General features: G+C 74.6%; 19 protein-coding genes. 6 read left to right on the top strand and 13 right to left on the bottom strand.

Annotated elements, in window-relative coordinates; all coding sequences use genetic code 11:
• Window positions 1-95 precede the first annotated feature (95 nt).
• The 4 genes from ACIQCH_RS08440 to ACIQCH_RS08455 all read left to right on the top strand — a co-directional run bounded on the left by ACIQCH_RS08440 (window position 96) and on the right by ACIQCH_RS08455 (window position 7,468).
• Complete coding sequence (locus ACIQCH_RS08440) at window positions 96-1,871, top strand: FG-GAP repeat domain-containing protein (protein ID WP_402579298.1); 1,776 nt, start codon at window positions 96-98, stop codon at window positions 1,869-1,871.
• A 165-nt stretch (window positions 1,872-2,036) separates the two neighbouring features.
• Window positions 2,037-3,770 (top strand): FG-GAP repeat domain-containing protein, encoded by a 1,734-nt coding sequence (locus ACIQCH_RS08445; protein ID WP_402579300.1) that lies wholly within the window; start codon window positions 2,037-2,039, stop codon window positions 3,768-3,770.
• Between the two features lie 56 nt (window positions 3,771-3,826).
• Window positions 3,827-5,551 (top strand): FG-GAP repeat domain-containing protein, encoded by a 1,725-nt coding sequence (locus tag ACIQCH_RS08450; RefSeq protein WP_402579302.1) that lies wholly within the window; start codon window positions 3,827-3,829, stop codon window positions 5,549-5,551.
• Window positions 5,552-5,680: 129 nt separating this feature from the next.
• Window positions 5,681-7,468: an FG-GAP repeat domain-containing protein gene (locus ACIQCH_RS08455; protein ID WP_402579304.1), complete on the top strand. Its 1,788-nt coding sequence runs from the start codon at window positions 5,681-5,683 to the stop codon at window positions 7,466-7,468.
• A 132-nt stretch (window positions 7,469-7,600) separates the two neighbouring features.
• On the opposite strand, the gene ACIQCH_RS08460 is transcribed toward ACIQCH_RS08455, so the two are convergent.
• On the bottom strand, window positions 7,601-7,963 hold the full coding sequence (locus ACIQCH_RS08460) for a VOC family protein (RefSeq protein WP_402579306.1): 363 nt from the start codon (window positions 7,961-7,963) through the stop codon (window positions 7,601-7,603).
• On the bottom strand, window positions 7,964-8,842 hold the full coding sequence (locus ACIQCH_RS08465) for a trans-aconitate 2-methyltransferase (protein ID WP_402579308.1): 879 nt from the start codon (window positions 8,840-8,842) through the stop codon (window positions 7,964-7,966).
• A 130-nt stretch (window positions 8,843-8,972) separates the two neighbouring features.
• On the opposite strand from ACIQCH_RS08465, the gene ACIQCH_RS08470 reads away from it, so the two are divergent.
• Complete coding sequence (locus ACIQCH_RS08470) at window positions 8,973-9,470, top strand: MarR family winged helix-turn-helix transcriptional regulator (RefSeq protein WP_030193845.1); 498 nt, start codon at window positions 8,973-8,975, stop codon at window positions 9,468-9,470.
• Here ACIQCH_RS08470 and ACIQCH_RS08475 read toward each other — a convergent pair.
• From ACIQCH_RS08475 to ACIQCH_RS08485, 3 genes are all read right to left on the bottom strand, one after another.
• Window positions 9,429-10,229: a LuxR C-terminal-related transcriptional regulator gene (locus ACIQCH_RS08475; RefSeq protein ID WP_402579310.1), complete on the bottom strand. Its 801-nt coding sequence runs from the start codon at window positions 10,227-10,229 to the stop codon at window positions 9,429-9,431. The two genes, ACIQCH_RS08470 and ACIQCH_RS08475, sit on opposite strands and share 42 nt — an antisense overlap.
• Window positions 10,230-10,781: 552 nt before the next feature.
• Entirely contained in the window at window positions 10,782-11,759 is a 978-nt protein-coding gene (gene galE, locus ACIQCH_RS08480) for a UDP-glucose 4-epimerase GalE (protein ID WP_402579312.1), read from the bottom strand.
• Window positions 11,760-11,924: 165 nt separating this feature from the next.
• A complete protein-coding gene (locus ACIQCH_RS08485; protein WP_402579314.1) occupies window positions 11,925-12,641 on the bottom strand; it encodes a response regulator transcription factor in 717 nt (238 codons plus the stop codon).
• Between the two features lie 213 nt (window positions 12,642-12,854).
• On the opposite strand from ACIQCH_RS08485, the gene ACIQCH_RS08490 reads away from it, so the two are divergent.
• Window positions 12,855-13,301: a hypothetical protein gene (locus ACIQCH_RS08490; RefSeq protein ID WP_402579316.1), complete on the top strand. Its 447-nt coding sequence runs from the start codon at window positions 12,855-12,857 to the stop codon at window positions 13,299-13,301.
• A gap of 56 nt (window positions 13,302-13,357) precedes the next feature.
• On the opposite strand, the gene ACIQCH_RS08495 is transcribed toward ACIQCH_RS08490, so the two are convergent.
• From ACIQCH_RS08495 to rsmA, 8 genes are all read right to left on the bottom strand, one after another.
• Window positions 13,358-15,175, bottom strand: coding sequence for a PQQ-binding-like beta-propeller repeat protein (locus ACIQCH_RS08495; protein WP_402579317.1), 1,818 nt, complete (start codon window positions 15,173-15,175; stop codon window positions 13,358-13,360).
• A 58-nt stretch (window positions 15,176-15,233) separates the two neighbouring features.
• A complete protein-coding gene (locus ACIQCH_RS08500; protein ID WP_402579319.1) occupies window positions 15,234-17,027 on the bottom strand; it encodes a PQQ-binding-like beta-propeller repeat protein in 1,794 nt (597 codons plus the stop codon).
• A gap of 175 nt (window positions 17,028-17,202) precedes the next feature.
• The gene (locus ACIQCH_RS08505) at window positions 17,203-19,002 is read right to left on the bottom strand and encodes an ABC-F family ATP-binding cassette domain-containing protein (RefSeq protein WP_402579321.1); all 1,800 of its coding nucleotides are present in this window, start codon (window positions 19,000-19,002) and stop codon (window positions 17,203-17,205) included.
• Window positions 19,003-19,029: 27 nt separating this feature from the next.
• Window positions 19,030-20,364 carry an acyltransferase family protein gene (locus tag ACIQCH_RS08510; RefSeq protein ID WP_402579323.1) on the bottom strand — a complete coding sequence of 445 codons (1,335 nt, stop codon included), beginning with the start codon at window positions 20,362-20,364 and terminating at the stop codon, window positions 19,030-19,032.
• 121 nt (window positions 20,365-20,485) lie between these two features.
• Window positions 20,486-20,749 carry a hypothetical protein gene (locus ACIQCH_RS08515; RefSeq protein WP_402579325.1) on the bottom strand — a complete coding sequence of 88 codons (264 nt, stop codon included), beginning with the start codon at window positions 20,747-20,749 and terminating at the stop codon, window positions 20,486-20,488.
• Window positions 20,746-21,084, bottom strand: coding sequence for a hypothetical protein (locus tag ACIQCH_RS08520; RefSeq protein ID WP_402579327.1), 339 nt, complete (start codon window positions 21,082-21,084; stop codon window positions 20,746-20,748). The genes ACIQCH_RS08515 and ACIQCH_RS08520 overlap by 4 nt, the downstream gene beginning before the upstream one ends.
• Before the next feature lie 86 nt (window positions 21,085-21,170).
• A complete protein-coding gene (locus tag ACIQCH_RS08525; protein ID WP_402579329.1) occupies window positions 21,171-22,085 on the bottom strand; it encodes a 4-(cytidine 5'-diphospho)-2-C-methyl-D-erythritol kinase in 915 nt (304 codons plus the stop codon).
• The gene (gene rsmA / locus ACIQCH_RS08530; RefSeq protein ID WP_402579522.1) at window positions 22,082-22,918 is read right to left on the bottom strand and encodes a 16S rRNA (adenine(1518)-N(6)/adenine(1519)-N(6))-dimethyltransferase RsmA; all 837 of its coding nucleotides are present in this window, start codon (window positions 22,916-22,918) and stop codon (window positions 22,082-22,084) included. The genes ACIQCH_RS08525 and rsmA overlap by 4 nt, the downstream gene beginning before the upstream one ends.
• Window positions 22,919-22,987: the final 69 nt, after the last annotated feature.

The following is a 22,987-nucleotide window of genomic DNA, read 5'->3' on the forward strand; positions in this document are numbered from 1 at the left end:
GAGAAACCGCTTCTTTTTCGCGGGGCGGCGGGGTTAGCGTCGGGACACCTGATCCACGTCCCGGGGGGGGACCCTTGATCTTTTCGCGGCACTCCGTGCGTGCTGCCGCGCGGGTGGGCCGCCTGGCGGCCTGCACCGCGCTGGCCCTGTCGGCGGGCGCCCTGCTGCCCGCCACCACCGCGTCCGCCACCACCGCTTCCGCCGCCGGCGCTCCGGCCGCCGTCACCGCCACCGGCCCATCGGGCGCCGCCGGCTCCGGGCTGCCCGAGGTGCGGCTCGGCCTGCCGAAGCGGCCGGCCGCGGGGGCGACCGGCCGGTCGAGCGCACCCGCCGGCTCCGCCGCGGCCGCCGCGGGCGCCCGGCCGCGGCTCGACCTCGACGGCGACGGCCTGCCGGACGACCTGGTGCGCGACGTGGACGGCCGGGTGGCCGCCACCCTGTCGCGCACGCACGAGACGGTGGACTTCAACATTCAGGCCCCGGACATGGCCGAGGTGTCCAAGGACGTCCTGGCACCGGGCGACCTGGGCGGCAGCGCGGCGCCCGAGCTGCTGACCCTGTCGGCCTGGGGCACCCTGGCGCTGTACGGCGCCGACGGCCCGTACGGCACCACCCGCCGCCTCTGGTACGGCACGGGCTGGCAGGCGTACAACAAGGTCCTGGCGGCCGGCGACCTGACCCGCGACGGCCGGCCCGACCTGCTGGCCCGCACACCGGGCGGTGACCTGTACCTGTACCGGTCCACGGGGGCGCTGACCGGCGAGCCGTTCGGGGCGCGCGTGTGGGTCGGCCCGAGCTGGGGCGCGTACGACCAGCTGGTCGGCGCGGGCGACCTCGACCGCGACGGCATCGGCGACCTGGTCGCCAAGAGCCTCGCCGGTGACCTGTTCTTCTACAAGGGCACCGGCTCGGCCACCGCGCCGTTCAGGGCCCGGGTGAAGGTCGGGCCGGGCTGGAACGCGTACAACCAGCTGGTCGCCGCCGACGACGTCGACCGCGACGGCCGCACCGACCTGGTCGCGCGCGCCTTCGACGGGACGCTGTGGTTCTACCGCTCCACCGGCAGCGGGGTGTTCGCGGCGCGTACGAAGTACGGCACCGGCGGCCACGGGCTGCGCTTCGTCGTCGGGCACGGCGGCGTGCCGGACTACGGCAAGCACAGCGTGCTCGCGCTCGGCTCCGACAAGAAGCTGTACGAGTACCTGGAACTGGCCGACGGAACGTTTCGCCCGCGCAGCCCGGCCGGGTTCGACGGCACCTGGTCGGGCCGCCCGGTCTTCGCCGCCGGCCTGGACGTCGGCGACGACGCGCGGCTGCTGAAGCTGAGCTCGACGGGCGTGCACAACTACGAGACGGACACCCCGGTCACCGGCACCTGGACCGACGCGAAGCTGCTGCTGGGCGTCGGCGACCTGACCGGCGACGGCAAGGGCGACCTGCTGACCCGCGACTCCGCCGGGACGCTGTGGCTGCACGCCGGCGACGGGCGGGGCCTGGCGGCCGGCGCGCCCGTGCGGGTCGGCACCGGCTGGGGGGCGTACGACCGGCTGGTCGGCGCCGGGGACGTCAGCGGCGACGGCCGCACCGACCTGGTCGCCCGCGACACCGCCGGACGGCTGTACCTGTTCCCGGGCACCGGCTCGGCGGCCACCCCGTTCGGGGCGCGGGTGCTGGTCGGCCCCGGCTGGTCGGGGTACGCCGACCTCGCCGCGCCCGGCGACCTGGACGGCGACGGCCGCGCCGACCTGATCGCCCGGGACCCCGCCGGTGCCGTCTACCGCTACGCGGCCACCGGGCGGGGCGGGACCGCGGCCTTCGCGCCGCGCGTCCGCATCGCCACCGGCTGGGGCGACTACGCGAACCTGGCCTGACCCCCCGTCGACACGCGCCCGGCCGGACACTCCGGCCGGGCGCGCGGCCTGACACCCTGTCGGCACCGCTGCCTTCGCCGCTGCCTTCACCCCCGCTCCCACCGCTGCCCCCACCCCCGCTTCACCCCTGCACCACCCGCACCAACCCCGTCCCTGGAGGGACCCATGTACGACCCCCGTCCGCCGCGGGCCGCCCGCCCCCGGCACCTGGCCCGCCTCGCGGCCTGCACCGCCCTCGCCCTGTCGGTCGGCGCCCTGCTGTCGGCCGGCCCGGCCGCGGCCGTCGACCGGACCCCCGGCCGGCCCGCCGGCCACGCCGTGGCGCGACCGCACCTCGGCGCGGACGGAGCCCGCACGCCCGTGCCGTACGCGACGGTGGCGGCCAAGCCGCGGCTGGACCTGGACCGGGACGGCCAGGGCGACCAGCTGCTGCGCTTCGTCGACGGCTCCAGCCAGGTGCTGCTGTCCGGCTCCACGAGCGACAGCTCGCAGCCGTTCGCGATCCACGGCGACACCCAGGAGACGGTCAAGGACGTCATCCAGGTCGGCAACGCGGGCGGCACCGCCGCGCCCGAGCTGCTGACCCTGTCCTACGACGGCCGCCTCTCGCTGCACCCCACCACGGCCAAGGGCGCCGGCGCCCCGACCTGGTCGGGCTACGGCTGGCAGGTCTACAACCGCGTCATCGGCGCGGGCGACCTCACCAAGGACGGCCGTCCGGACCTGCTGGCCCGGACCCCGGGCGGCGAGCTGTTCCTGTACAGGGGCAACGGCACGCTGACCGGCCAGCCGTTCGCCCCGCGCGTCAGGGTGGGCACCGGCTGGGGCCAGTACGACCAGCTCGTGGGCTCCGGCGACCTCGACCGCGACGGCATCGCCGACCTGCTGGGCCGCACGACGACCGGCGACCTGTACTTCTACCGGGGCACCGGCTCGACGACCGTGCCGTTCGCGAGGCCGGTGAAGGTCGGCCCGGGCTGGAACGCGTACAACCAGATCATCGCCGCCGACGACCTGAACGGCGACGGCCGCACCGACCTGCTCGCCCGCACCTACGCGGGCCGCGTCTACCTCTACCTGTCCACCGGCAGCGGGAAGTTCGGGGCCCGCCTGGACGGGGAGGTGAGCTGGAAGGACATCGAGTTCGTCGTCGGCGCCGGCATCACGCCCGGGTACGGCAGGCACACGCTGCTGGCGCGCGCCGCGGACGGCACGGCGTACACGTACCTGGTCCGCGCCGACGGCACCTTCGCCGGCCGGACCAAGGCCCCGTACCCCTTCGTGGCGGGCTCCCGGCTGCTGGCCGCGACCGGCCTGGACAAGATCAACTGGGCCACGCCGGTGGAGACCCGGGCCGCGACCGTGTGGTTCCACCGCAACGGCGGGACCAGCCTGGCGGCCGGCATCCCGGACATGACCAAGGTCGTGGCCGGCCCCGGCGACCTCACCGGCGACGGCCGCGGCGACCTGCTCAGCCGCGACGGCTTCGGCGCGCTGTGGCTGCACCCGGGGGACGGCTCGGGCACCGCGTTCAAGGAGAAGCAGCGGGTCGGCGGCGGCTGGGACGCGTACGACGCGCTGGTGGGCGCGGGCGACGTCACCGGTGACGGGCGGCCCGACCTGATCGCGCGCTCGGGCGGCACGCTGTACCTGTTCCCGGGCACCGGCTCGGCCACGGTCCCGTTCGGCGGCCGTACGACGATCGGCACGGGCTGGAGCGGCTACACGCAGCTCGCCTCGCCCGGCGACCTCGACGGCGACGGCCGCACCGACCTCGTGGCCCGCGACGCCGCCGGCTCCCTCTACCGCTACTCGGCCACCGGCAGGGGCGGTACGGCCACGTTCGCGGCCCGCGCCCTGATCGGCGGCGGCTGGAACGCCTACACCGGCCTGTACTAGCCGGCACACCCACACCGACCACTTCTTCCGACCACTTCTCGTCCCTGGGGGGACCCGTGTCGCTCGTCCGTTCCACCCGCCCGGCCAGAATCGCGGCCTGCACGGCGCTCGCCCTCGCCGCCGGCACCCTGCTGTCGGCCACCCCGGCCACGGCCGCCGACGGCCGGCCCGCGCCGTCCGCCGCCGCCGGCCACCGGCCGGCCTTCGAACTGCCGCGCGCCGCAGGGCGGTCGGTCACCACCTACGCCGGCACCCGGGCCAAGCCGCGCCTCGACCTGGACGGGGACGGCTGGGGGGACTGGGTCTGGCGCGGGGTCCACGGCTTCTGCGGCACGTACCTCACCGGTGACGGCAGCAGCCGGCCCACGGACTTCACGATCCACCACGACACGCTGGAGACCGTGCGGGACGTCATCGCGGTCGGCAACGTGGGCGGCTCCTCGCGGCCCGAGCTGCTGACGCTGTCCTTCGACGGCCGCCTCTCGCTGCACCCGACGACCACGAAGGGCGCGGGCGCGCCCACCTGGTCGGGGTACGGCTGGCAGGTCTACAACCGCGTCGTCGGCGCGGGCGACCTCAACCGCGACGGCCACCCCGACCTGCTCGCCCGCACCCCGTCGGGCGAGATGTGGCTGTACAAGGGCACCGGCAGGCTGACCGGCCAGCCCTTCGCCACCCGGACCAAGGTGGGCAACGGCTGGGACGCGTACGACCAGCTGGTCGGCACCGGCGACCTGGACGGCGACGGCGTCGCGGACCTGGTGGCCCGCACCCTCGCCGGCAACCTGTTCGTCTACAAGGGCACCGGCTCGGCGGCGACGCCGTTCCGGGCCCGGACCAGGGTGGGGCCCGGCTGGAACGCGTACAACCAGCTCACCGCGGTCGACGACGTCGACGGCGACGGCCGGGCCGACATGCTGGCCCGCGCCTTCAACGGCAAGGTCTACTGGTACCTGTCCACCGGCGGCGGCCGGTTCGCCCCGCGCCGGGAGGCCGCCACCGGCTGGGAGGGTGCGGAGTTCTTCTTCGGCTCCGGCATCACCCCGAACCTCGGCAAGCACAGCATCCAGGCCCGGGGCACCGACGGGAAGCTGTACGAGTACGTCGGCAAGACCAACGGTGCCTTCTTCCCGAAGGACGCGACCCGGTACGCGCCCCTGGCCGCCTCCTCGAAGCTGACCTACGCGGCCGGGCTGGACGCGTTCAACTGGGGCACCCCGCTGGAGACCAAGGCGGACGGCACCGTCTCCATCCCGTACCCGAGCACCGCCCGGCCGACGACCGGGCTGCCCGCCGGCACCCGGCTCGTGTCCGGCCCCGGCGACCTGACCGGCGACGGCCGCGGCGACCTGCTCAGCCGTGACTCCGCGGGCCGGCTCTGGCTGCACCCGGGGACCGGCTCCCGTGATGTCTTCAAGGCCCCCGTGAAGGTCGGCAACGGCTGGGACGCCTACGACGCGCTGGTCGGCGGCGGTGACGTCACCGGCGACGGGCGCGCCGACCTGGTCGCGCGCAAGGGCGGCACGCTGTACCTGTTCCGGGGCACCGGCTCGGCCGCCGTGCCGTTCGCCAAGCGCAGCACGATCGGCACGGGCTGGAGCGCCTACGGCCAGCTCGCCTCGCCCGGCGACCTGACCGGCGACGGTCGCGCCGACCTGGTGGCCCGCGACGGCTCCGGCCGCCTGTGGCGCTACCCGGCCACCGGCCACACCGGTACGGCCACCTTCGCGCCGCGCGCCCTGGTCGGCGGCGGCTGGAACGTGTACACCGGCGTGTACTAGGCCGCGTACCGCGCGGGGCCGACCGGCCGGACGCACCGTCCGGACGGCCGGGCCCGCGGGCCCGGCCCGACGACCGTCTCCCGGTCGGGCCGCGTCCCGGTCCGGGCCGTTCCGTCCCAGGGGGGACCCTTGTCCTTCACGCGCCCCACGCGGCTGGCCCGCCTCGCCACCTGCACCGCCCTCGCCCTGTCCGCGGGCACCCTGCTCGGCAGTGCGCCGGCCGGCGCCGCCGGGCCGCCGGTGCCGGCCCCGGCTCCCGCCGCCGCGGCCTCGGCCGCCGCCCCGTCCTCCGCCACCGCAGCTTCCGCCGGCCCCACCGGGAGCGCGCCGCGGCCGACCGCGGCGGCCCCGCGCACGGCCCCGGCCCCGTACGCCACCCGCGCCGCCCGCCCCCTGCACGACTACGACGGCGACGGGCTCGGCGACGTCCTGTACCGCGGCGTCGACGAGCACGTGCAGTGGTTCCCGTCCCGTGGGGGCGGGCGGGTCGAGCTCCGGGTCGCCGGGAGCGACCCCGGGGACCCGGCCGCCGAGGTCTTCAAGGACCTGGTGCCCGTCGGCGACCTGGGCGGCGACGGGCGGCCCGAGCTGCTGACCCTGTCGGTCACCGGCCGGCTGTCCCTGGTGAGCGTCCGCGCGGGCGGCCGGTCGACCGGCGGCCGCCGCTGGTCCGGCACCGGCTGGCAGGCGTACAACAAGGTGCTCTCCCCCGGTGACCTGACCCGGGACGGCCGCCCCGACCTGCTCGGCCGGACCCCGGCCGGCGACCTCTTCCTGTACCGGAGCAACGGGCGCGTCGACTCCGACCCGTTCGACCGCCGGATCCGGGTCGGCGGCGGCTGGGGCGCGTACGACCAGCTGGTCGGCGCCGGCGACCTCGACCGGGACGGCACCGGCGACCTGCTGGCCCGCACCCTGGCCGGCGACCTGTACTTCTACCGGGGTACGGGCTCGGCGACCGTGCCGTTCGGGACCCGGGTGAAGGTCGGGCCGGGCTGGAACGCGTACAACGAGATCGCCGGCGCGGACGACCTGGACGGCGACGGCCGCGCCGACCTGCTGGCGCGCGACGGCACGGGCCGGACCTGGTGGTACCTCTCCACCGGCGGAGGGCGGTTCGGGCCGCGCGGGAGCTACGGCGCGGACTGGCAGTACGCGGACCTGATGCCCGGCGGCGGGGGCGTGCGCGACTACGGCAAGCACCAGGTGCTCGGCGTCACCCACGACGGCCGCCGGTTCACGTACCGGTCCCTGGCCGACGGGCGGTTCACCCCGCGCCGGGAGATCGACGAGGGGTCGCAGCCGCTGCCCGCCGGGACGCGGCTGTACTACGCCGCCGCGATGAACGACCGCCGCCGCGCCAGCCTGGTCCTGCTGCAGGACGCGCGGCTGTACGTCGACGACGGTCTGGCCTCGCAGGGTTGGACGTACCGGTTGACCGCCGGCCCGGGCGACCTGACCGGCGACGGCCGGGGCGATCTGGTCGGCGTCGACGCGGCCGGCCGGCTGTTCCTGTACCCGGGCGACGGGGCCTCCGCGTCGAAGCTGGGCGCCCCGGTCCGGGTCGGCGGCGGCTGGGGCGGGTACGACGCGCTGGCCGGGGCGGGCGACTGCACCGGTGACGGGCGGGCGGACCTGCTGGCCCGGGACCGCTCCGGCCGGCTGTACCTGTACGCGGGCACCGGCTCGGCGGCCGCGCCGTTCGCGGGGCGGGTGCCGGTGGGCTCCGGCTGGGGCGGGTACGACGCGCTGGCCGGACCCGGGGACCTCACCGGGGACGGCCGGGCCGACCTGGTGGCGCGCGACCGGGCGGGCGTCCTGTGGCGGTACGCGGCCACCGGCCACCGCGGGACGGCCGCGTTCGGGCCGCGCACGCGGGTGGGCGGCGGCTGGGGCGCGTACCGCTTCCTGATCTGAGGGGTGGGGTACGGGCCGCGCGGCCCGTACGCGGGGCGGCGCCCCGGCACCGGAGGGTTCCGGTGCCGGGGCGCCGTCGTGTGCCCGGCCCTGCGGACCGTGATGGGCGGGCCGCCCCGAGGGGCCCGCCCGTCAGTCGAGCGGTTCGAGGAACTCCAGCCGGTTGCCGACCGGGTCCTCGGAGTAGAAGCGCTTGTGGCCGGGGAGGTCGTCGTCCCAGACCACCTTGGCCCCGCGCTCCTCCAGGCGTCGGGCGTACGCCTCGATCTCCCGGACTCTCAGACCGGGGTGGGCTTTGCGTGCCGGACGGAAGTCCGCCTCGGTGCCCAGGTGCAGCTGCACCGGGCCGGCCGCGAACCAGCACCCCCCGCGCGCTGCGAGCACCGGGGGTTTGGGGACCTCGGTCATGCCCAGCACCTCGGTGTAGTAGGTGCGCAGCAGGTCCTCGGACCCCGGCGGTGCCGCGAGCTGGACGTGGTCGACGGCGACGAGCATTCAGGCCTCCTTGCGGGCGACGGCGAAGATCCGCCGGAACGGGAAGACGGTGCCGCGCGGGCCGGGCGGGTAGGCGCTGCGCAGTAGGTCGCGGTACTGCCCGAGGAAGTGCTCGGTGGCGGCGGGGTCGTCCCGCAGGGCGGTCAGGACGGGGCGCAGGGCGGTGCCCTTCACCCAGTCGAGGACCGGGTCGGGTCCTTGGAGCAACTGGTAGTAGGTGCTCTCCCAGACGTCGGCGGTGCAGCCGAGTTCGGTGAGGCGGGCGAGGTACTCGGCCGGTTCGAGGAGGTGGATGTAGCGGGCGCCGTGGCCGGCGAGCCGGTCGCGCCAGCGCGGGGTGTCGCACAGGGCGGCGAGCAGGGCGTGGCTGGGGGAGGTGAAGTTGCCGGGGATCTGGAAGGCGAACGTGCCTCCGGGAGGCAGGGCGTTGACCCAGGCCGGGAACGATCCGGGGTGGCTGGGCACCCACTGGAGGGCCGCGTTGGAGACGATCAGGTCGTACGGCTCGTCGGGGACCCAGCGGGCGAGGTCCGCGCGGCGGAAGTCGAGGGTGCCGCCGCCCTTGGTGGGGCCGGCGTACTCCTGGTCGGCCCGGGCGAGCATCTCGGGCGAGAGGTCGAAGCCGGTGATGCGGGCCTCGGGCCACCGGTCGGCGAGGAGGACGGTGACGTTGCCGGGGCCGCAGCCGAGGTCGGCGATGCGCAGCGGGCGGTCGGCGGGGGCCGGGAGCTCCGGTATCCGGGCGAGGAGGTCGGTGAACGGCCGGGTGCGGTGGTCCGCGTGCCGCAGGTACTGCTGCGGGTCCCACACGGGCGGCGCGGGGGCCGCGACCCTGGTGGTCGCTGCGGAGCTCGTGGACGGCGCGGTATCGGAATGCATGTTCGAGCCTCCCTACTGGCTGGGCGAGCTAAAGCGGAAGCTGTTCCGGGCCCTCCATGCCCCATGGTCGTCGAAAATATATCTTGACGTCAAGAGACTTCACATCGACAGACCCCTTACACTGATCGGCATGGAGGACGAGGTCGACCGATTGGTCGCGGCATGGCGTCGGGAGCGCCCTGACCTCGACGTGGAACCGCTCGAAGTGCTCAGTCGGGTCAGCAGGCTCGCCCGCCACCTCGACCGGGCCCGTCGCCTTGCGTTCGCCGAGCACAACCTGGAGCCCTGGGAGTTCGACGTCCTCACGTCGCTGCGCCGCGCCGGCGCCCCCTACCAGCTCTCCCCCGGCCAGCTGCTGACGCAGACGCTGGTCACCTCCGGGACGATGACCAACCGCATCGACCGGCTCGCCAAGAAGGGCCTGGTCGAGCGCCTCCCGGACCCCAGCGACCGGCGCGGCGTCCTGGTCCGCCTCACCCCCGAGGGTCGCGAAAGCGCCGACCAGGCCCTGGCCGGCCTGCTCGCCCAGGAGCGGGCCATCCTGGCCCGGCTCCCGCGCGAGCGGCGCACGGAACTGGCGGGACTGCTACGCCAGTTGACCGCTCCGTTCGACAACATCCCCGGGTAGCTCCACCGGCCGCACGCCGGCCCGCCGGGCCAGCGCCACGGCGGCGAGGGTGGAGTGCACGCCCAGCTTCCCCAGCACGTTCTGCATGTGCGTGCGCACGGTGTGCGGGGAGAGGAAGAGGCGCGCGGCCACGTCCTTGCGGTTGAGCCCGGCCACCATGCACCGCAGCACCTCGTGCTCGCGCGGGGTCAGGGACTCCACCAGGCGCTCGCTGTCGGTGCGGTGCTTGCGGGCCGCCGTCAGCTCCCGCAGGACGCCGGTGAGCAGCGCCGGCGGCAGGTGCGTCTCCTCCCGCAGCACGCCGCGGATGACGGCGAGCAGGCGGGAGAGCGAGCAGTCCTTGGCCACCCAGCCGGAGGCCCCGGCCTGCAGGGCCAGCGCCGCCCGGCGGGGGTCGTCGCGCTCGGCGAGGACGACCGTACGGACCGCGGGCTGGGCACCGCGCACGCTCGCGACCAGCGCGATGCCGTCCGGCGGCCCCTCCCAGCGCGGGCCGGGCGAGGGCCCGCCGCTCGGCTCGGGGACGCGGACGGCCGCACCGCCGCCGGGCGGGGACCCGGCCGCGGCGCCGAGGTCGGCGTCCACCAGCAGCACGTCGAACCTGCGCCCCTCGGCCGCAGCGCGGTCGAGACAGCGCAAGGCGGCCGGACCGCTGCCGGCCGCGGACACGTCCACGTCGGGCTCGGCCGCGAGCGCCGCGGCCAGCGATTCGGCGAAGATGCGGTGATCGTCCACCACGAGGACCCGGATACGAACCACAGACACCCCCAAGGGTCGGGGAACGGACCGGCGCGGGTACGACGCCCGGAACGGAGCTGGGTGTTCCGCAGTCCGGTGTCACGGCCGCCGCCGCAACTGGACTGCTACCCCGGCCCGGACGTCGTACCCGACTGTCTCGACCCCTGAATCAGCACCGGCCCCCACCGGTGCCGCTCATCAGCGTACGGGGGCGGGGCCCCGGAGTTGGCCGAATCCCGGAAGTTTTCTCCGTCTCTTTGGTCGGTGCTCACACGGAACTCCGAAGGACGGCACGGGGAGTTCGCCCAGTGGGGGCGGAACCGGACGTTCGGCAAACCTCCGACATGGCCGAAAACCGCCCCCTGTTCGGTGTATGGGTGCACGCGGGTCGCATCACGCGGCGTGTACGCAACGGGCGCCCGCGCAGGGTGCGCGGCCCCGGCGCACCACCGGGCGCGTGCGCCTGGACCCTGCGACGACGAGCGCCCCCGCGGTCACTCCCTGCCGGGGGGTCGCACGGGGGCGCGGCAACGTGCGCCGGGCGCAACGGCCGTGCGCCGGCCGGTGCGACGCCTATGCGCCGTCGGCGCGTTCGGCCTCGCGGCGGAGGGCGAACTCCCAGGCATCGGTGACGATGGCGGCGAGGTCGGAGCGACGCGGGGTCCACCCGAGCCGCTCGCGGGCCGTGGCGGCCGAGGCGACCAGTACCGCGGGGTCGCCGGGCCGGCGCGGAGCGGTGACCTCGGGGACGTCCCGGCCGGTGACCTTGCGGACGGTCTCGATGACCTCGCGGACCGAGTAGCCGCTGCCGTTGCCGAGGTTGCACACCAGGTGCTCGCCCGCCGTCGCCGCCTCCAGGGCGGAGAGGTGGGCCTCGGCGAGGTCGGCCACGTGGATGTAGTCGCGTACGCAGGTGCCGTCGGGGGTGGGGTAGTCGTCGCCGAAGACCGAGACCGACGCGCGCTGTCCGAGGGCCACCTGGAGGATCAGCGGGATGAGGTGGGTCTCGGGGTCGTGGCGCTCGCCGTACTCCCCGTAGGCGCCGGCCACGTTGAAGTAGCGCAGCGAGACGGCGGCCAGGCCGTGTGCGGCGCACTCGCCGGCGATCATGTGGTCCACGGCGAGCTTGGAGGCGCCGTAGGGGTTGGTCGGCGAGGTCACCGACGCCTCGGTCAGCAGCCCTTCGGCGGGCTCCCCGTAGGTGGCGGCGGTGGAGGAGAACACCAGCGTCCGCACGCCCGCCGCCCGCATGGCGCCCAGGAGCTCCAGGGTGCCGCCGACGTTGTTGTCCCAGTACTTGCCGGGGTTCGCCACCGACTCGCCGACCTGCGAGGAGGCCGCGAAGTGCAGGACCGCGTCGAAGGAGCCGTCCAGGTGGCGGCCGGCGTCCTGGATCCGGCCCTCGACGTACGCCGCGCCCGCGGGCACTCCGCGACGGTAACCGGTGGACAGGTCGTCCAGGACGACCACCTCGTGGCCGGCTTCCAGCAGGTGCGCGGCGACCACGCTGCCGACGTAGCCGGCGCCGCCCGTGACCAGGTACTTGCTCACTTTGCTCGCTGCCTCTCGCAGGGGGGGTGTGGTGGAACTCGCGGCGCCACGATGCCAGACCGGGCTGTGCGGGGCCTGTGTCCGTCAACGCCGGTACGGGAACGTCACCCGCGGGGGACGGGCCTTCGGGCCGGCCACGAGCGGGGGCTCACGTGCGGGGACCGCTCACTCGCGCGGACCGGGCTGGAGCGGGATCGAGGGGGCCGGGGGCAGCGGCGCGGTCCCGGCGCGGTCCAGCAGCCCGGTACGGGCGGCCAGCGCGGCCGCCTCCAGCCGCGAGCCGACCCCGAGCTTCATCAGCACCCGCTGCACGTGCGTGCGGGCGGTGCTCGGCGCGATGCTCATGCCCGCGGCGATGACCCGCGTGTCCTCGCCCTCGGCCACCCGCACGAGCACCTCGACCTCGCGCGGGGTCAGCAGCTGCAGCAGCCGGCTGCCCTCGTCGTCGGGGGCCGCCGCGGGGTTGAGGAGCTCCGCGAAGGCGCCCTGGAGGAGCTGCGGGGACACCGCGGCCTCGCCGGCCCGGGCCTTGGCGAGGGCGCGCTCGACGCCCTCGATGCGCTCGTCCTGGCGTACGTACCCCGAGGCGCCGGCGGCGAAGGCGGCCGCGATCCCGCGCGGGCTCGGCACCGGGCCGAGGACCACGACGGCGATCTGCGGGCGCTCCCGCTTGATGCGCACCACCGGATCGAAGACACCCGGTTCCGCGGGCGTGGCGGTGCCCAGCAGGCACACCTCGGGGGCGCGGCTGATGACGAGTTCGGCGGCCCCGGCCGCCGGCGCGGCGGCGGCCAGCACGCGGTGCCCGCGCAGCTTCAGCGCGGAGGCGAGCGCCTCGGCGAGCAGCCGGTGCTCGTCGACCACCATGACCCTTACACCCATCAGGTGCCCCCTACCCTTTTGCCCCGGCAAGCTACACGCTTGTTCGACGCTGCGCGCCGGTTACCGCCCAGAAGCCCCCGGAAGGCCGAAGACGAAGCCGACGGGGACTCAAATGTGCACACCAAAGGCCTGGTTAGCGATCACGGGCAGGCGTCTTACCGCGCTATTGTTCGACTGCCATAACGGGCATCACTCTGAATTACGGGCGGCATCATGCGTCTCAAGAGCACTCTGATCGCGGCGACAGCGGCATTCGCGGCGGTCATGGGTCTCGCCACTCCGTCGACGGCCGCCGGGAGCGTCGCGGCCACCCGGGCGGACCTCGACAGGTCCTGGGGCTACGCCCGCGTCCAGATGGGCTGGACGGTCCACCCCTACAAGATCGACCCGATTGCCATCCACCTCGAGGACAAACTGACGGACGGCTACACGCTCGGCATCCGCATCGGCGTCGAGTACGGCAGCGGCCACGTCCTCTACCGGTGGCGGTTCGTGGAGCCCGGGTCGGCGTCCGGCCAGTGGACGACCTACGCGGACGGCGGACGGTATCCGTACTACGCCTTCTTCGAAATGTGCAAGTTCAAGAACGGCGTCGCGTCGAGCTGCCTGCGCTCCAAGATCATGGAGAACCCCGCCGACGACTCCGGGGTGTCCGGCTGAGCACGACGGGGGTGCCCCCATGGAGGGGCACCCCCGCGCGGGCGCGGCGATGCGCGTCAGCCCACGACGAAGGCCGCCGCGAGGTACTTGTCCTCGTTGGCGGAGTACGGCTTGCTGATCAGGATCTGGGAGAGGTACAGGCGGCCCGCCGAGTAGCGCATCTCGGCGTAGTCGAGCGAGAACGAGGACTCGACCCCGGTGATGCCCTTCTCGACGGGGTTCGCCAGCAGCACCGTCTGCTTGAACTCCGGGCCGGCGATGCTGACGATCTGACTCGCCTTTCCGAACGAGGCCTCCTTGAAGGCCAGGACGTTCGGGCCGTCCATGCGCAGCGGAGTGATGACGTAGCCCTCACCGGCGTCGGACCGGTCGGTCGTGGCCTTGCCGGTGCCGAGGTCGAACGAGACGATCTCGTTCGTGGTGTGGTACTTCTCCTTGCCGTCGTGCTCCTTGGTGGCGACGTAGAGGCGGCCGTTGCCGACCGCGAACTTCGAGCACGACTCCACCTCCGTCTCGTCGCAGTTGATCTCGTAGGAGTCGGGGTTCAGCGGGATGCGCGCCCGGAGCTGCCCGGACTTGCCGTCGATCGAGAAGATGTCGTTGATGCCGTTGGACTTGCTCTGGTCGCCGCTGTCGACGCCGACGAGCAGCGGCCGGGTCGAGAGGATGGTGGCGTACTCGATGCCCGGCGCCATCCGGTACGTCGAGAGCGGCGCTCCCGACTCCGGGTTCAGCAGCTGGATCCGGATGTACTGGGCGCCCGGCTGCCCGCACTTGCGGACCGCGGCGAGCGTGGAACCGCCCCCGTAGCCGAGGTCGTAGCACGCGTCGGCGTCGGACTTCGGCAGCCAGAGCTGCTTGCCCGCCGCGAGGGACCAGGCGGCGCCGCCGTCGGTGCCACCCGCGGCCACGGTGGAGCCACCGACGGTGACCTCGTTGAACCGCGCCTTCTTGTCGCTGGTACCGGCGTGCGCGGAGTGGCTCCACAGGAGCTTGCCGCTGACGAGGTCGATCGCACCGATCTCAGAGCAGTCCTGGTAGGAGTTCTTGTCCTTCCGCGGCGCGGGCTCGAAGGCGATCGCGGCCTTGCCGTCGACCACGTGCTTCGACGCGGCGCAGACCTGCCCCGGGAGGGGGATCGTCCACTTCTCGGTGCCCTTGACCGGGTCGTACCCGACGATCTTGCGGATCCCGCTCTTGGCGTAGGTGGAGTCGGTGAGCCACGAGCCCTCGACCTTCACCACGTCGTCGACCTTGGGCTGCGGGACCGAGAAGGCGATGCGCGCCGCCGGGTTCGAGGGTGCCTTCTCCAGGGCCGGGCCGGCCGGGGCGTCCGCGTCCCCGCCCCCCGGCTTGGGGGCGGCGGAGTTCTTGCGGTCGGAGTCGCCGCCCTCGGGGCCGCCCTCCTTGTCCTGCACGAGCCAGAGGCCGCCGCCGACGATGGCCGCGACCGCCACGACGGCCGCGACGACGATCGCGACGCGGGCCTTGGCGCCGTCGCCGGGGGCCTTGGGGGGACGGCCGGGGGCCGGAGCGCCGGCGGTGTGCATCGGCTGGGTGACGGGCTGCTGGCCGTACGGGTTCGGCTGCTGGGGCTGCCCGTACGCGGGCGTGGGCTGGCCGTAGGGGTTCGGCTGCGGCTGGCCGTACGCGGGCGTGGGCTGGCCGTACGGATTCGGCTGACCGTACGGGTTCGGCTGGGCCGGCTGGGTGGGCTGGCCGGGCTGCTGCTGGGGGTAGCCGTAGCCGGGCTGCGCCTCGGGCTGCCCGCCCGGCTGGTGGCCCGGCGGCGGGACGGGGGCGCCGAAGCCGCCGGCCGGCGGCTCCTGGGGCGCGCCGAACCCGTCGGCGGGCGGCTGGGGCGGCGTACTCATGGCGTGGTTACCTCTCGGTGGGCGGCGTCGGCGGGGCTCGCGTACGGCTCTGAGCGGGTCACTTGCCGAAGACGATCATCAGCTTCTCCTGCGCGTCGTCCTTGCCGAGCAGACGCGTCACGGAGATGAACAGGCGGCCGTCCACGTACTGGATCTCGGGGTCGTAGAAGGAGTCCTCGACGTCCTTGGCCGGGGTCGGATTGCGCAGCACCGCGCGGGGCTTGCCGCCGCCCGGGGTGATCGCGACGACCTCGCCGCCCTTGTCGAACGTGGGCTTGCTGTAGGCGTAGACCTTGCCGCCCTCGGCCTTCAGCGGCACGAGCCGGCGGCCCTCGGAGGCCTTGGCGCGCCACTTCTCCTTGCCGGTGTCGAGGTTGAACGCGACGACGGCGTTGTCGTTGCCGCCGCTCCCGCTCCCGGTGGTCGGGAAGTAGAAGGTGTCGCCGTCGACCACGGCGCCGATGCAGTTCTGCGGGTCGCGGTTGAGGACCGACCAGCCGCAGGAGGCCTGGAAGTCGTCCTTGGAGGACAGCTGGGAGCGCAGCGTGCCGTTGGCCCGGAGGATGACGACGGCGCGCTTCTTGGCCTTGGAGTTGTCGAGGTCGGCGACGACCGGGTCGACCGAGTAGATCTTGTTGATCCGCCAGCCCTTGGGGAGCTTGTACGTCCAGGTGGGCTTGCCGGTGGCGGGGTCGGTGCCCTCCAGCTGCTCCTGGCGGTCCTCGTAGGTGCCGTTCGCGGGGGTGCAGGTGGCGGAGCCGATGAGCTTGCTGCCGCCGGCGTAGGCGTCGGGCAGGCAGTTGCCCTCGGCGCGGGCCCACACCTTGCTGCCGTCACTGATCTTGAAGGCGCTGGAGGGGCCGCTGCGGGCGACGGTGACGATGTCCCCGTGGATGGCCAGGCCGGGCCTCGTCATGATGTCGAACAGGCCCTCCCGCGGGACCTCCTTGGTCCAGCCCGCGGTGCCGGCCGCCAGGTCGATCAGGCGCAGCTGGTTGCAGTTCTTGGCCTTCTTGAAGGCCACGACCACCTTGTGGTCGGCGGTGGTCTGGCGGGGGACGCCGCAGATCTCGCCGTCGAGGACCACGGACCAGGTGCGGCGGCCGTCCTTGACGGAGTAGCCGCTGACGGTCTTGTAGGCGACCTTGGCGACGGTGTCGCCGGCCACCCACATGCCGCTGGCGTCGGCGCCGTCGCCGGGCACGTCCTGCTCGTTCATCTTCAGCCACAGGACCTTGTCCTCGCCGGGCTTGCGGCCCGCGTTGAGGTCCTTGCTGTTCTCGCCGCCGTCACCGCTGCCGTCACCCTCTTCGACGGACGGGGAGGCGGAGGGCTTGGCGTCGGAGCTGTTCTGCGCGACCGGCTTCTTGGGGTCGTCGCCGTTGCGGCCGAAGGCGAAGTACGCGCCGGCGCTGATGACGAGCACGCCGACGACGGAGGCGGCGATGATGGCCGTCAGCTTCTTGCGCGGCGTGCCGCCGCCGGCCGGGGGCACCGGCGGGGCCCCGTAGGGGCCGGGCTGCGGGGGCTGGCCGTAGGGGCCGGCGGGCTGCTGGGCGTACGGGTTCGGCTGGGGCTGGGCGCCGTACGGGCCGGGCTGGGGCTGGGCGTACGGGTTGGGGCCCTGCGGGGCGCCGTACGCGCCGGGCTGCGGCTGGGCGTACGGGCCGGGCTGGCCGTACGGGCCGGGCTGGGCGGGCTGGGCGGGCTGGCCCGGCTGCGGGTAGCCGTAACCGGGCTGCTGGGGCGGCTGGTTCGGCTGCGCAGGCGCCTGGTTCGGCTGCTGGGGCGGCTGGTTCGGCTGCTGCGGGGCACCGAAGCCGCCGGGGGTTTGATGGGGCGGCGTGGTCATCAGCGCGTACCTCTGGCGTCGGGCGGGCGGGTGGGGGGAGGCCACTCTTTCTACCACCCGGCACCGACGACGAACGGCCCGTTCGCACCCCTGTTCCCAAGGGCGGACCGGGCCGTGACTCGGCCGTTATCGGGGCGGGCGGCCGTCCGGGCCGGCGCCAACGCCCGTACCGGGACTAGACGTCCTCGGCCAGCTCCAGCCAGCGCATCTCCAACTCGTCCCGCTCGCCGATCAGTTCGCGCAGCTCGGCATCGAGCTTGGCGACCTTCTCGAAGTCGGTGGCGTTGTCGGCGATCTGGGCGTGCAGGTTGGTCTCGCGGTCCGAGATCTTGTTGAGCTGCCGCTCGATCTTCTGGAGTTCCTTCTTCTGGGCGCGCTGGTCGCCGGCCGTCTTCTCCTTCGCGGGCGCGGCGGGGGCCGGCGCGGGGGCGGCCGCCTCGATCATGCGGGCCCGGCGCTCCAGGTACTCGTCGAGGCCGCGCGGCAGCATCCGCAGGCTGGCGTCGCCGAGCAGCGCCATCACGGTGTCGGTGGTGCGCTCGATGAAGTACCGGTCGTGGCTGATGACGATCATCGAGCCGGGCCAGCCGTCGAGGAGGTCCTCCAGCTGGGTGAGGGTCTCGATGTCGAGGTCGTTGGTGGGCTCGTCGAGGAAGAGGACGTTGGGCTCGTCCATGAGCAGGCGCAGCAGCTGCAGGCGGCGGCGCTCACCGCCGGAGAGGTCGCCGACCGGCGTCCACTGCTTCTCCTTGGTGAAGCCGAACTGCTCGCACAGCTGACCGGCGGTCATCTCACGGCCCTTGCCGAGGTCGACCCGGTCGCGGACGCGCTGGACGGCCTCCAGCACCCGCAGGGACGGGTCGAGCTCGCCGACCTCCTGGGAGAGGTACGCCAGGCGCACGGTCTTGCCGACGGTGACCTTGCCGGCGGCCGGCTGGGTCTCGCCCTCGGTGCGGGCGGCGGTGGCCAGGGCGCGCAGGAGCGAGGTCTTGCCGGCGCCGTTGACGCCGACCAGGCCGATGCGGTCGCCGGGGCCGAGCTGCCAGGTGAGGTGCTTGAGGAGGGTCTTGGGGCCCGCTTCGACGGTGACGTTCTCCAGCTCGAAGACGGTCTTGCCGAGCCGGGCGCCGGCGAAGCGCATCAGCTCGCTGCGGTCGCGGGGCTCGGGCACGTCCGCGATGAGGGCGTTGGCGGCCTCGATGCGGAAGCGGGGCTTGCTGGTGCGGGCGGGGGCGCCGCGGCGCAGCCAGGCGAGCTCCTTGCGGACGAGGTTCTGCCGCTTGGTCTCCTCGGTGGCGGCGATGCGCTCGCGCTCGGCGCGGGCGAACACGTAGTCGCTGTAGCCGCCCTCGTACTCGTAGACCGCGCCGCGCTGAACGTCCCACATGCGGGTGCAGACCTGGTCGAGGAACCAGCGGTCGTGGGTGACGCACACGAGGGCGCTGCGGCGGACCTGCAGGTGGCCGGCCAGCCAGGAGATGCCCTCGACGTCGAGGTGGTTGGTGGGCTCGTCGAGGACGAGCAGGTCCTGCTCGGCGATGAGGAGCTTGGCCAGCGCGATGCGGCGGCGCTCGCCACCGGAGAGCGGGCCGATGACGGTGTCGAGGCCCTGGCCGAAGCCGGGCAGGTCGAGGCCGCCGAACAGGCCGGTGAGCACGTCGCGGACCTTGGCGTTGCCGGCCCACTCGTGGTCGGCCATGTCGCCGATGATCTCGTGGCGGATGGTCGCGCTGGAGTCGAGCGAGTCGTGCTGGGTCAGCACGCCCGACCGCAGTCCGCCGTTGTGGGTGACGCGCCCGGTGTCGGGCTCCTCGAGGCGCGCCAGCATGCGGATGAGGGTGGTCTTGCCGTCGCCGTTGCGGCCCACGACTCCGATCCGGTCCCCCTCGGACACGCCGAGGGAGATGCCGTCGAGCAGGGTACGGGTGCCGTACACCTTGCTGACTGCCTCGACATTGACCAGATTGACGGCCATCCACGCGCTCCAGGTAAGGGGGATCGATCAGCCCCTCAGCCTAACGCTCCGCACTCCCCCGGTCCGCTCCACCATCAGCCAGCCGAGGAGCACCATCCCGATGGCGACGGGCGCGGTGACCGGTACGGCGACGAGGACGGCGCTGTGTCCCTGCAGCAGACCGCCCAGTCCGGTGAGCGAGAGCCCGAGGACTCCCAGGAGGCACAGGGTGATGCCGGCGGCGGCGACCGGGCCGGACGAGGGGGTGGGGGCCGCGGGGGCGGGCCGCTCGAAGACGCGGAACGCCGCGACGAGGAGCGTCGTGACGAGGGCGGCGGCGATCAGGCGGGCCGGCGCCTGGGCCCACCAGGCGGCCGTCGCGGGGCGGGGCAGCCGCAGGCCGAGCGCGAGCTGGGCCCCGTAGACGCCGAGCATGGCGGTGAGGTGCCACAGGAAGGCCGTCATGGCGACGCCGTTGGCGGCGACGACGGTGCGCCACAGCCGCGGGGCGGCCAGCCGGCGGGTGACGGGGCCGCGCAGCAGCTCGACCGCGCCGACGAGCCAGAGCCCGTGGCACAGGAGCGCGAAGGTCGGCGGGGCCATGTTCGAGATCTTCTCGCCGGGCATGCCGACCATGGAGAGCGGGTACGGGCCCGCGGCGACCAGCACCGCGGCCGCGGCCAGGCCGCCCAGGGCCAGGGTCGCGGGCACCCTGCCCCAGCCGCCGGGCTCCGGGCGGTCGGCCCGCAGGAAGCCCAGCTGGTGTATCGCGAGCCAGACGAGCGCGAAGTTCAGGAACTCGACGTACGGCACGCCGACGGCGAACCGCAGCACGTCCACCGCGCCGGCCGCGGCCACGAGGGACCAGAAGGCCGCCCAGCCGTGCCGTTCGTGCATGCGGAGCAGCGGTGGGGTGAGGGCGACCATCACGAGGTAGATCCCGATGAACCACAGCGGCTGGGTCACCAGGCGCAGTGCGGCGCCGGTGAGTCCGCCGCCGCCCCCGGCCAGTTGGACGAGGAGGGCCGCCGCGGCCCACACCACGACGAACGCCAGCGTGGGGCGCAGCAGCCGGCGGAGCCGGGCGCGCAGGAAGGCGGCGTAGACCGGCGCGTGCGGCTGTCGCCGGGTCAGCGAGCGGTAGGACAGGGCGTGGGAGAACCCGCCGACGAAGAAGAACACGGGCATGACCTGGAGCGCCCAGGTGAGCAGCTGCAGGCCGGGCACGACGGCGAGCAGGTTGCCGACCCCGTCGGGGGTGACGGCGGCCATGAGCCAGTGCCCGAGCACGACCGTGCCGAGCGAGGCGACCCGGAGCAGGTCGACGTAGCGGTCGCGGTTCCCCGGTGTGGCGGCGGCGAGTTCGGCGGCGGTGTGTCGCATGCCCCCACCGTCGCGGGCGCCGCCGGTCCCCCGGCAGGGCCCGCGTACTCAGTTCGCCCTGAGTACCCGCACGCGCGCCCCGGCGCCGCCGATGGCGCCGTGACCGGACCGGGCGGGCGTGTCAGCCCAGCCAGACCACACGGACCACGGAGATCTCCCGGAGCCGCTCCGGCGCCGGGAACATCATGAAGCCGCGGCCTCCGAAGAGGTCGAGGGTGCGCAGGCCGCCGCCTCCCACAGGACCTCGCCCCACGTCGGCGGCATCCCTGCCCGGAACGGCCGGCTGCTCGGCGAGGCGTTCCACCTCGGCGGCGACTTCCGCCGGCACACCCCCCACGACGTGCACGGCATCGGGGTTGTAGTGCCATCCCCAGGCGTCGCTCACGCAGCGGCCTCCCGACGAGCCGCGGCCAGGATCTCCTGGATCTCCGCCACCGCGGCGTCCAGCGTGTCGCGGTCGGCGGCCTGGGCTGCGGCGGCCTCCAACTCGTGCAGGCGGGATGCGCGGGCGGGATGGCGCTGGACCGCCACGAACTCGCCCCACCACTGCAGGAACGCCCGCAAGGGAGCGATCGTGCTCTGCTCTGCCGCCCGGTCCAGGTGTTCCACGAAGGCGGGCAGGTGGGCAGGGGCGATCTGGGCCACGGCTGCCCGCAAGGCCGCCGGTGTCAGCGCCGGCATCGGAATCAGCGGGCCGCCGGACGCTGCGTGCTCGGTCATCGGAGCGCCTCCCGTATGCGCGTTGGGTGTCGCCAGCCTAGCCCTGCAGGCGCCGCCGGGGGCGGCCGCGCCGGGCAGGGACGGGGTCAGGCGACGGCGGTGGCGCCGGGGGCCGGGGAGGTCGCGGTGCGGGTGGTGCGGACGGTGGGGGCGGCGGCGAGGGCGGCGGCGACCCGGGCGGCGGAATCGGCGTCGGGGACCAGGAAGGCGGTGGTCGGGCCGGAGCCGGAGACCAGGGCGGCCAGTGCGCCGGCCGCCCGGCCCGCGGCGAGGGTGTCGGCGAGCTCGGGCCGCAGCGAGAGGGCAGCGGGCTGGAGGTCGTTGACGAGCGCGGCCGCCAGGCCCTCGGTGTCGCCCTTGGCCAGGGCGTCGAGCAGGTCCTGGGAGGCGGCGGGCACGGGGATGTCGCGGCCCTCGGCGAGCCGGTCGAACTCGCGGAAGACGGCCGGGGTGGACAGTCCGCCGTGGGCCATCGCGAAGACCCAGTGGAAGGTGCCGCCGGTCTCCAGCGGGGTCAGCAGCTCCCCGCGGCCGGTGCCGAGCGCGGCGCCGCCGACGAGGCTGAAGGGCACGTCGCTGCCGAGCTCGGCGCAGATGTCGAGGAGCTCCTCGCGGGACGCGCCGGTGCCCCACAGGGCGTCGCAGGCCAGCAGGGCGGCGGCGCCGTCGGCGCTGCCGCCGGCCATGCCGCCGGCGACCGGGATGGCCTTGTCGATGTGCAGGTGGACGCGGGGCTCGATGCCGTGCCGGGCGCCGAGGAGTTCGGCGGCGCGGGCGGCCAGGTTCGTCCGGTCCAGCGGCACCTGGTCGGCGTCGGGGCCGGCGCAGGTGACGCGCAGCTCCGCGGCGGGGGTGGCGGTGACCCGGTCGTAGAGGGAGACGGCGAGGAAGACGTTGGCCAGGTCGTGGAAGCCGTCGGCGCGGGCGGCGCCGACCGCGAGCTGGACGTTGACCTTGGCGGGGACCCGTACGGTCACGCCGGCGGAACCGGTGGCGCTCACAGGGCGCCCTCCGGCACGGGGCGGTGCTCGGCGATGCGGGCGAACTCCTCGACGGTCAGGGACTCGCCGCGGGCTTGCGGGGAGATCCCGGCGGCCACGAGGGCGGCCTCGGCGCCGGCGGCGGAGCCGGCCCAGCCGGCCAGGGCGGCGCGCAGGGTCTTGCGGCGCTGCGCGAAGGCCGCGTCGACGACGGCGAAGACCTCGCCCTTGGTGGCGGTGGTCTTGACGGGCTCGGCGCGGCGCACCAGCGAGACCAGGCCGGAGTCGACGTTGGGCGCGGGCCAGAACACGTTGCGGCCGATGGCCCCGGCGCGCTTGACCTCGCAGTACCAGTTGGCCTTGACCGAGGGCACGCCGTAGACCTTGTTGCCGGGGCGGGCGGCGAGCCGGTCGGCGACCTCGGCCTGCACCATGACGAGGGTGCGCTCGATGCTCGGGAAGCGGTCGAGCATGTGCAGCAGCACCGGTACGGCGACGTTGTACGGGAGGTTCGCGACCAGCGCGGTGGGCGGCGGGCCGGGCAGCTCCTGGACGTGCATGGCGTCGGAGTGGACGAGGGCGAACCGCTCGGCCCGGGCGGGCATGCGGGCCGCGATGGTGGCGGGCAGCGCGGCGGCCAGCAGGTCGTCGATCTCGACGGCGGTGACCCGGTCGGCCGCCTCCAGCAGCGCGAGCGTCAGCGAGCCCAGGCCGGGGCCGACCTCGACGACCGTGTCCTCGGGGCGCACGTCGGCGGTGCGCACGATGCGGCGCACGGTGTTGGCGTCGATGACGAAGTTCTGGCCCTTCTGCTTCGTCGGACGGACGCCGAGCGCCGCGGCCAGTTCGCGGATGTCGGCGGGGCCGAGGAGGGCGTCGCCGGCGGCGTCGCCCGCGGGGGCGCTGCTCGCGGCCTGGTCGGC

The sequence above is a fragment of the Streptomyces sp. NPDC093225 genome, assembly GCF_044753805.1.
In the GTDB taxonomy this organism is placed as follows: domain Bacteria; phylum Actinomycetota; class Actinomycetes; order Streptomycetales; family Streptomycetaceae; genus Streptomyces.

What these genes read in the sequence shown, in the direction of transcription:
- ACIQCH_RS08485 (WP_402579314.1), bottom strand. Translation starts at nt 12,641, where the DNA reads ATGGGTGTAAGGGTCATGGTGGTCGACGAGCACCGGCTGCTCGCCGAG.
- ACIQCH_RS08510 (WP_402579323.1), bottom strand. Translation starts at nt 20,364, where the DNA reads ATGCGACACACCGCCGCCGAACTCGCCGCCGCCACACCGGGGAACCGC.
- ACIQCH_RS08495 (WP_402579317.1), bottom strand. Translation starts at nt 15,175, where the DNA reads ATGAGTACGCCGCCCCAGCCGCCCGCCGACGGGTTCGGCGCGCCCCAG.
- ACIQCH_RS08490 (WP_402579316.1), top strand. Translation starts at nt 12,855, where the DNA reads ATGCGTCTCAAGAGCACTCTGATCGCGGCGACAGCGGCATTCGCGGCG.
- ACIQCH_RS08470 (WP_030193845.1), top strand. Translation starts at nt 8,973, where the DNA reads ATGGAGGACGAGGTCGACCGATTGGTCGCGGCATGGCGTCGGGAGCGC.
- ACIQCH_RS08445 (WP_402579300.1), top strand. Translation starts at nt 2,037, where the DNA reads ATGTACGACCCCCGTCCGCCGCGGGCCGCCCGCCCCCGGCACCTGGCC.
- ACIQCH_RS08465 (WP_402579308.1), bottom strand. Translation starts at nt 8,842, where the DNA reads ATGCATTCCGATACCGCGCCGTCCACGAGCTCCGCAGCGACCACCAGG.
- ACIQCH_RS08460 (WP_402579306.1), bottom strand. Translation starts at nt 7,963, where the DNA reads ATGCTCGTCGCCGTCGACCACGTCCAGCTCGCGGCACCGCCGGGGTCC.
- ACIQCH_RS08505 (WP_402579321.1), bottom strand. Translation starts at nt 19,002, where the DNA reads ATGGCCGTCAATCTGGTCAATGTCGAGGCAGTCAGCAAGGTGTACGGC.
- ACIQCH_RS08520 (WP_402579327.1), bottom strand. Translation starts at nt 21,084, where the DNA reads ATGACCGAGCACGCAGCGTCCGGCGGCCCGCTGATTCCGATGCCGGCG.
- ACIQCH_RS08500 (WP_402579319.1), bottom strand. Translation starts at nt 17,027, where the DNA reads ATGACCACGCCGCCCCATCAAACCCCCGGCGGCTTCGGTGCCCCGCAG.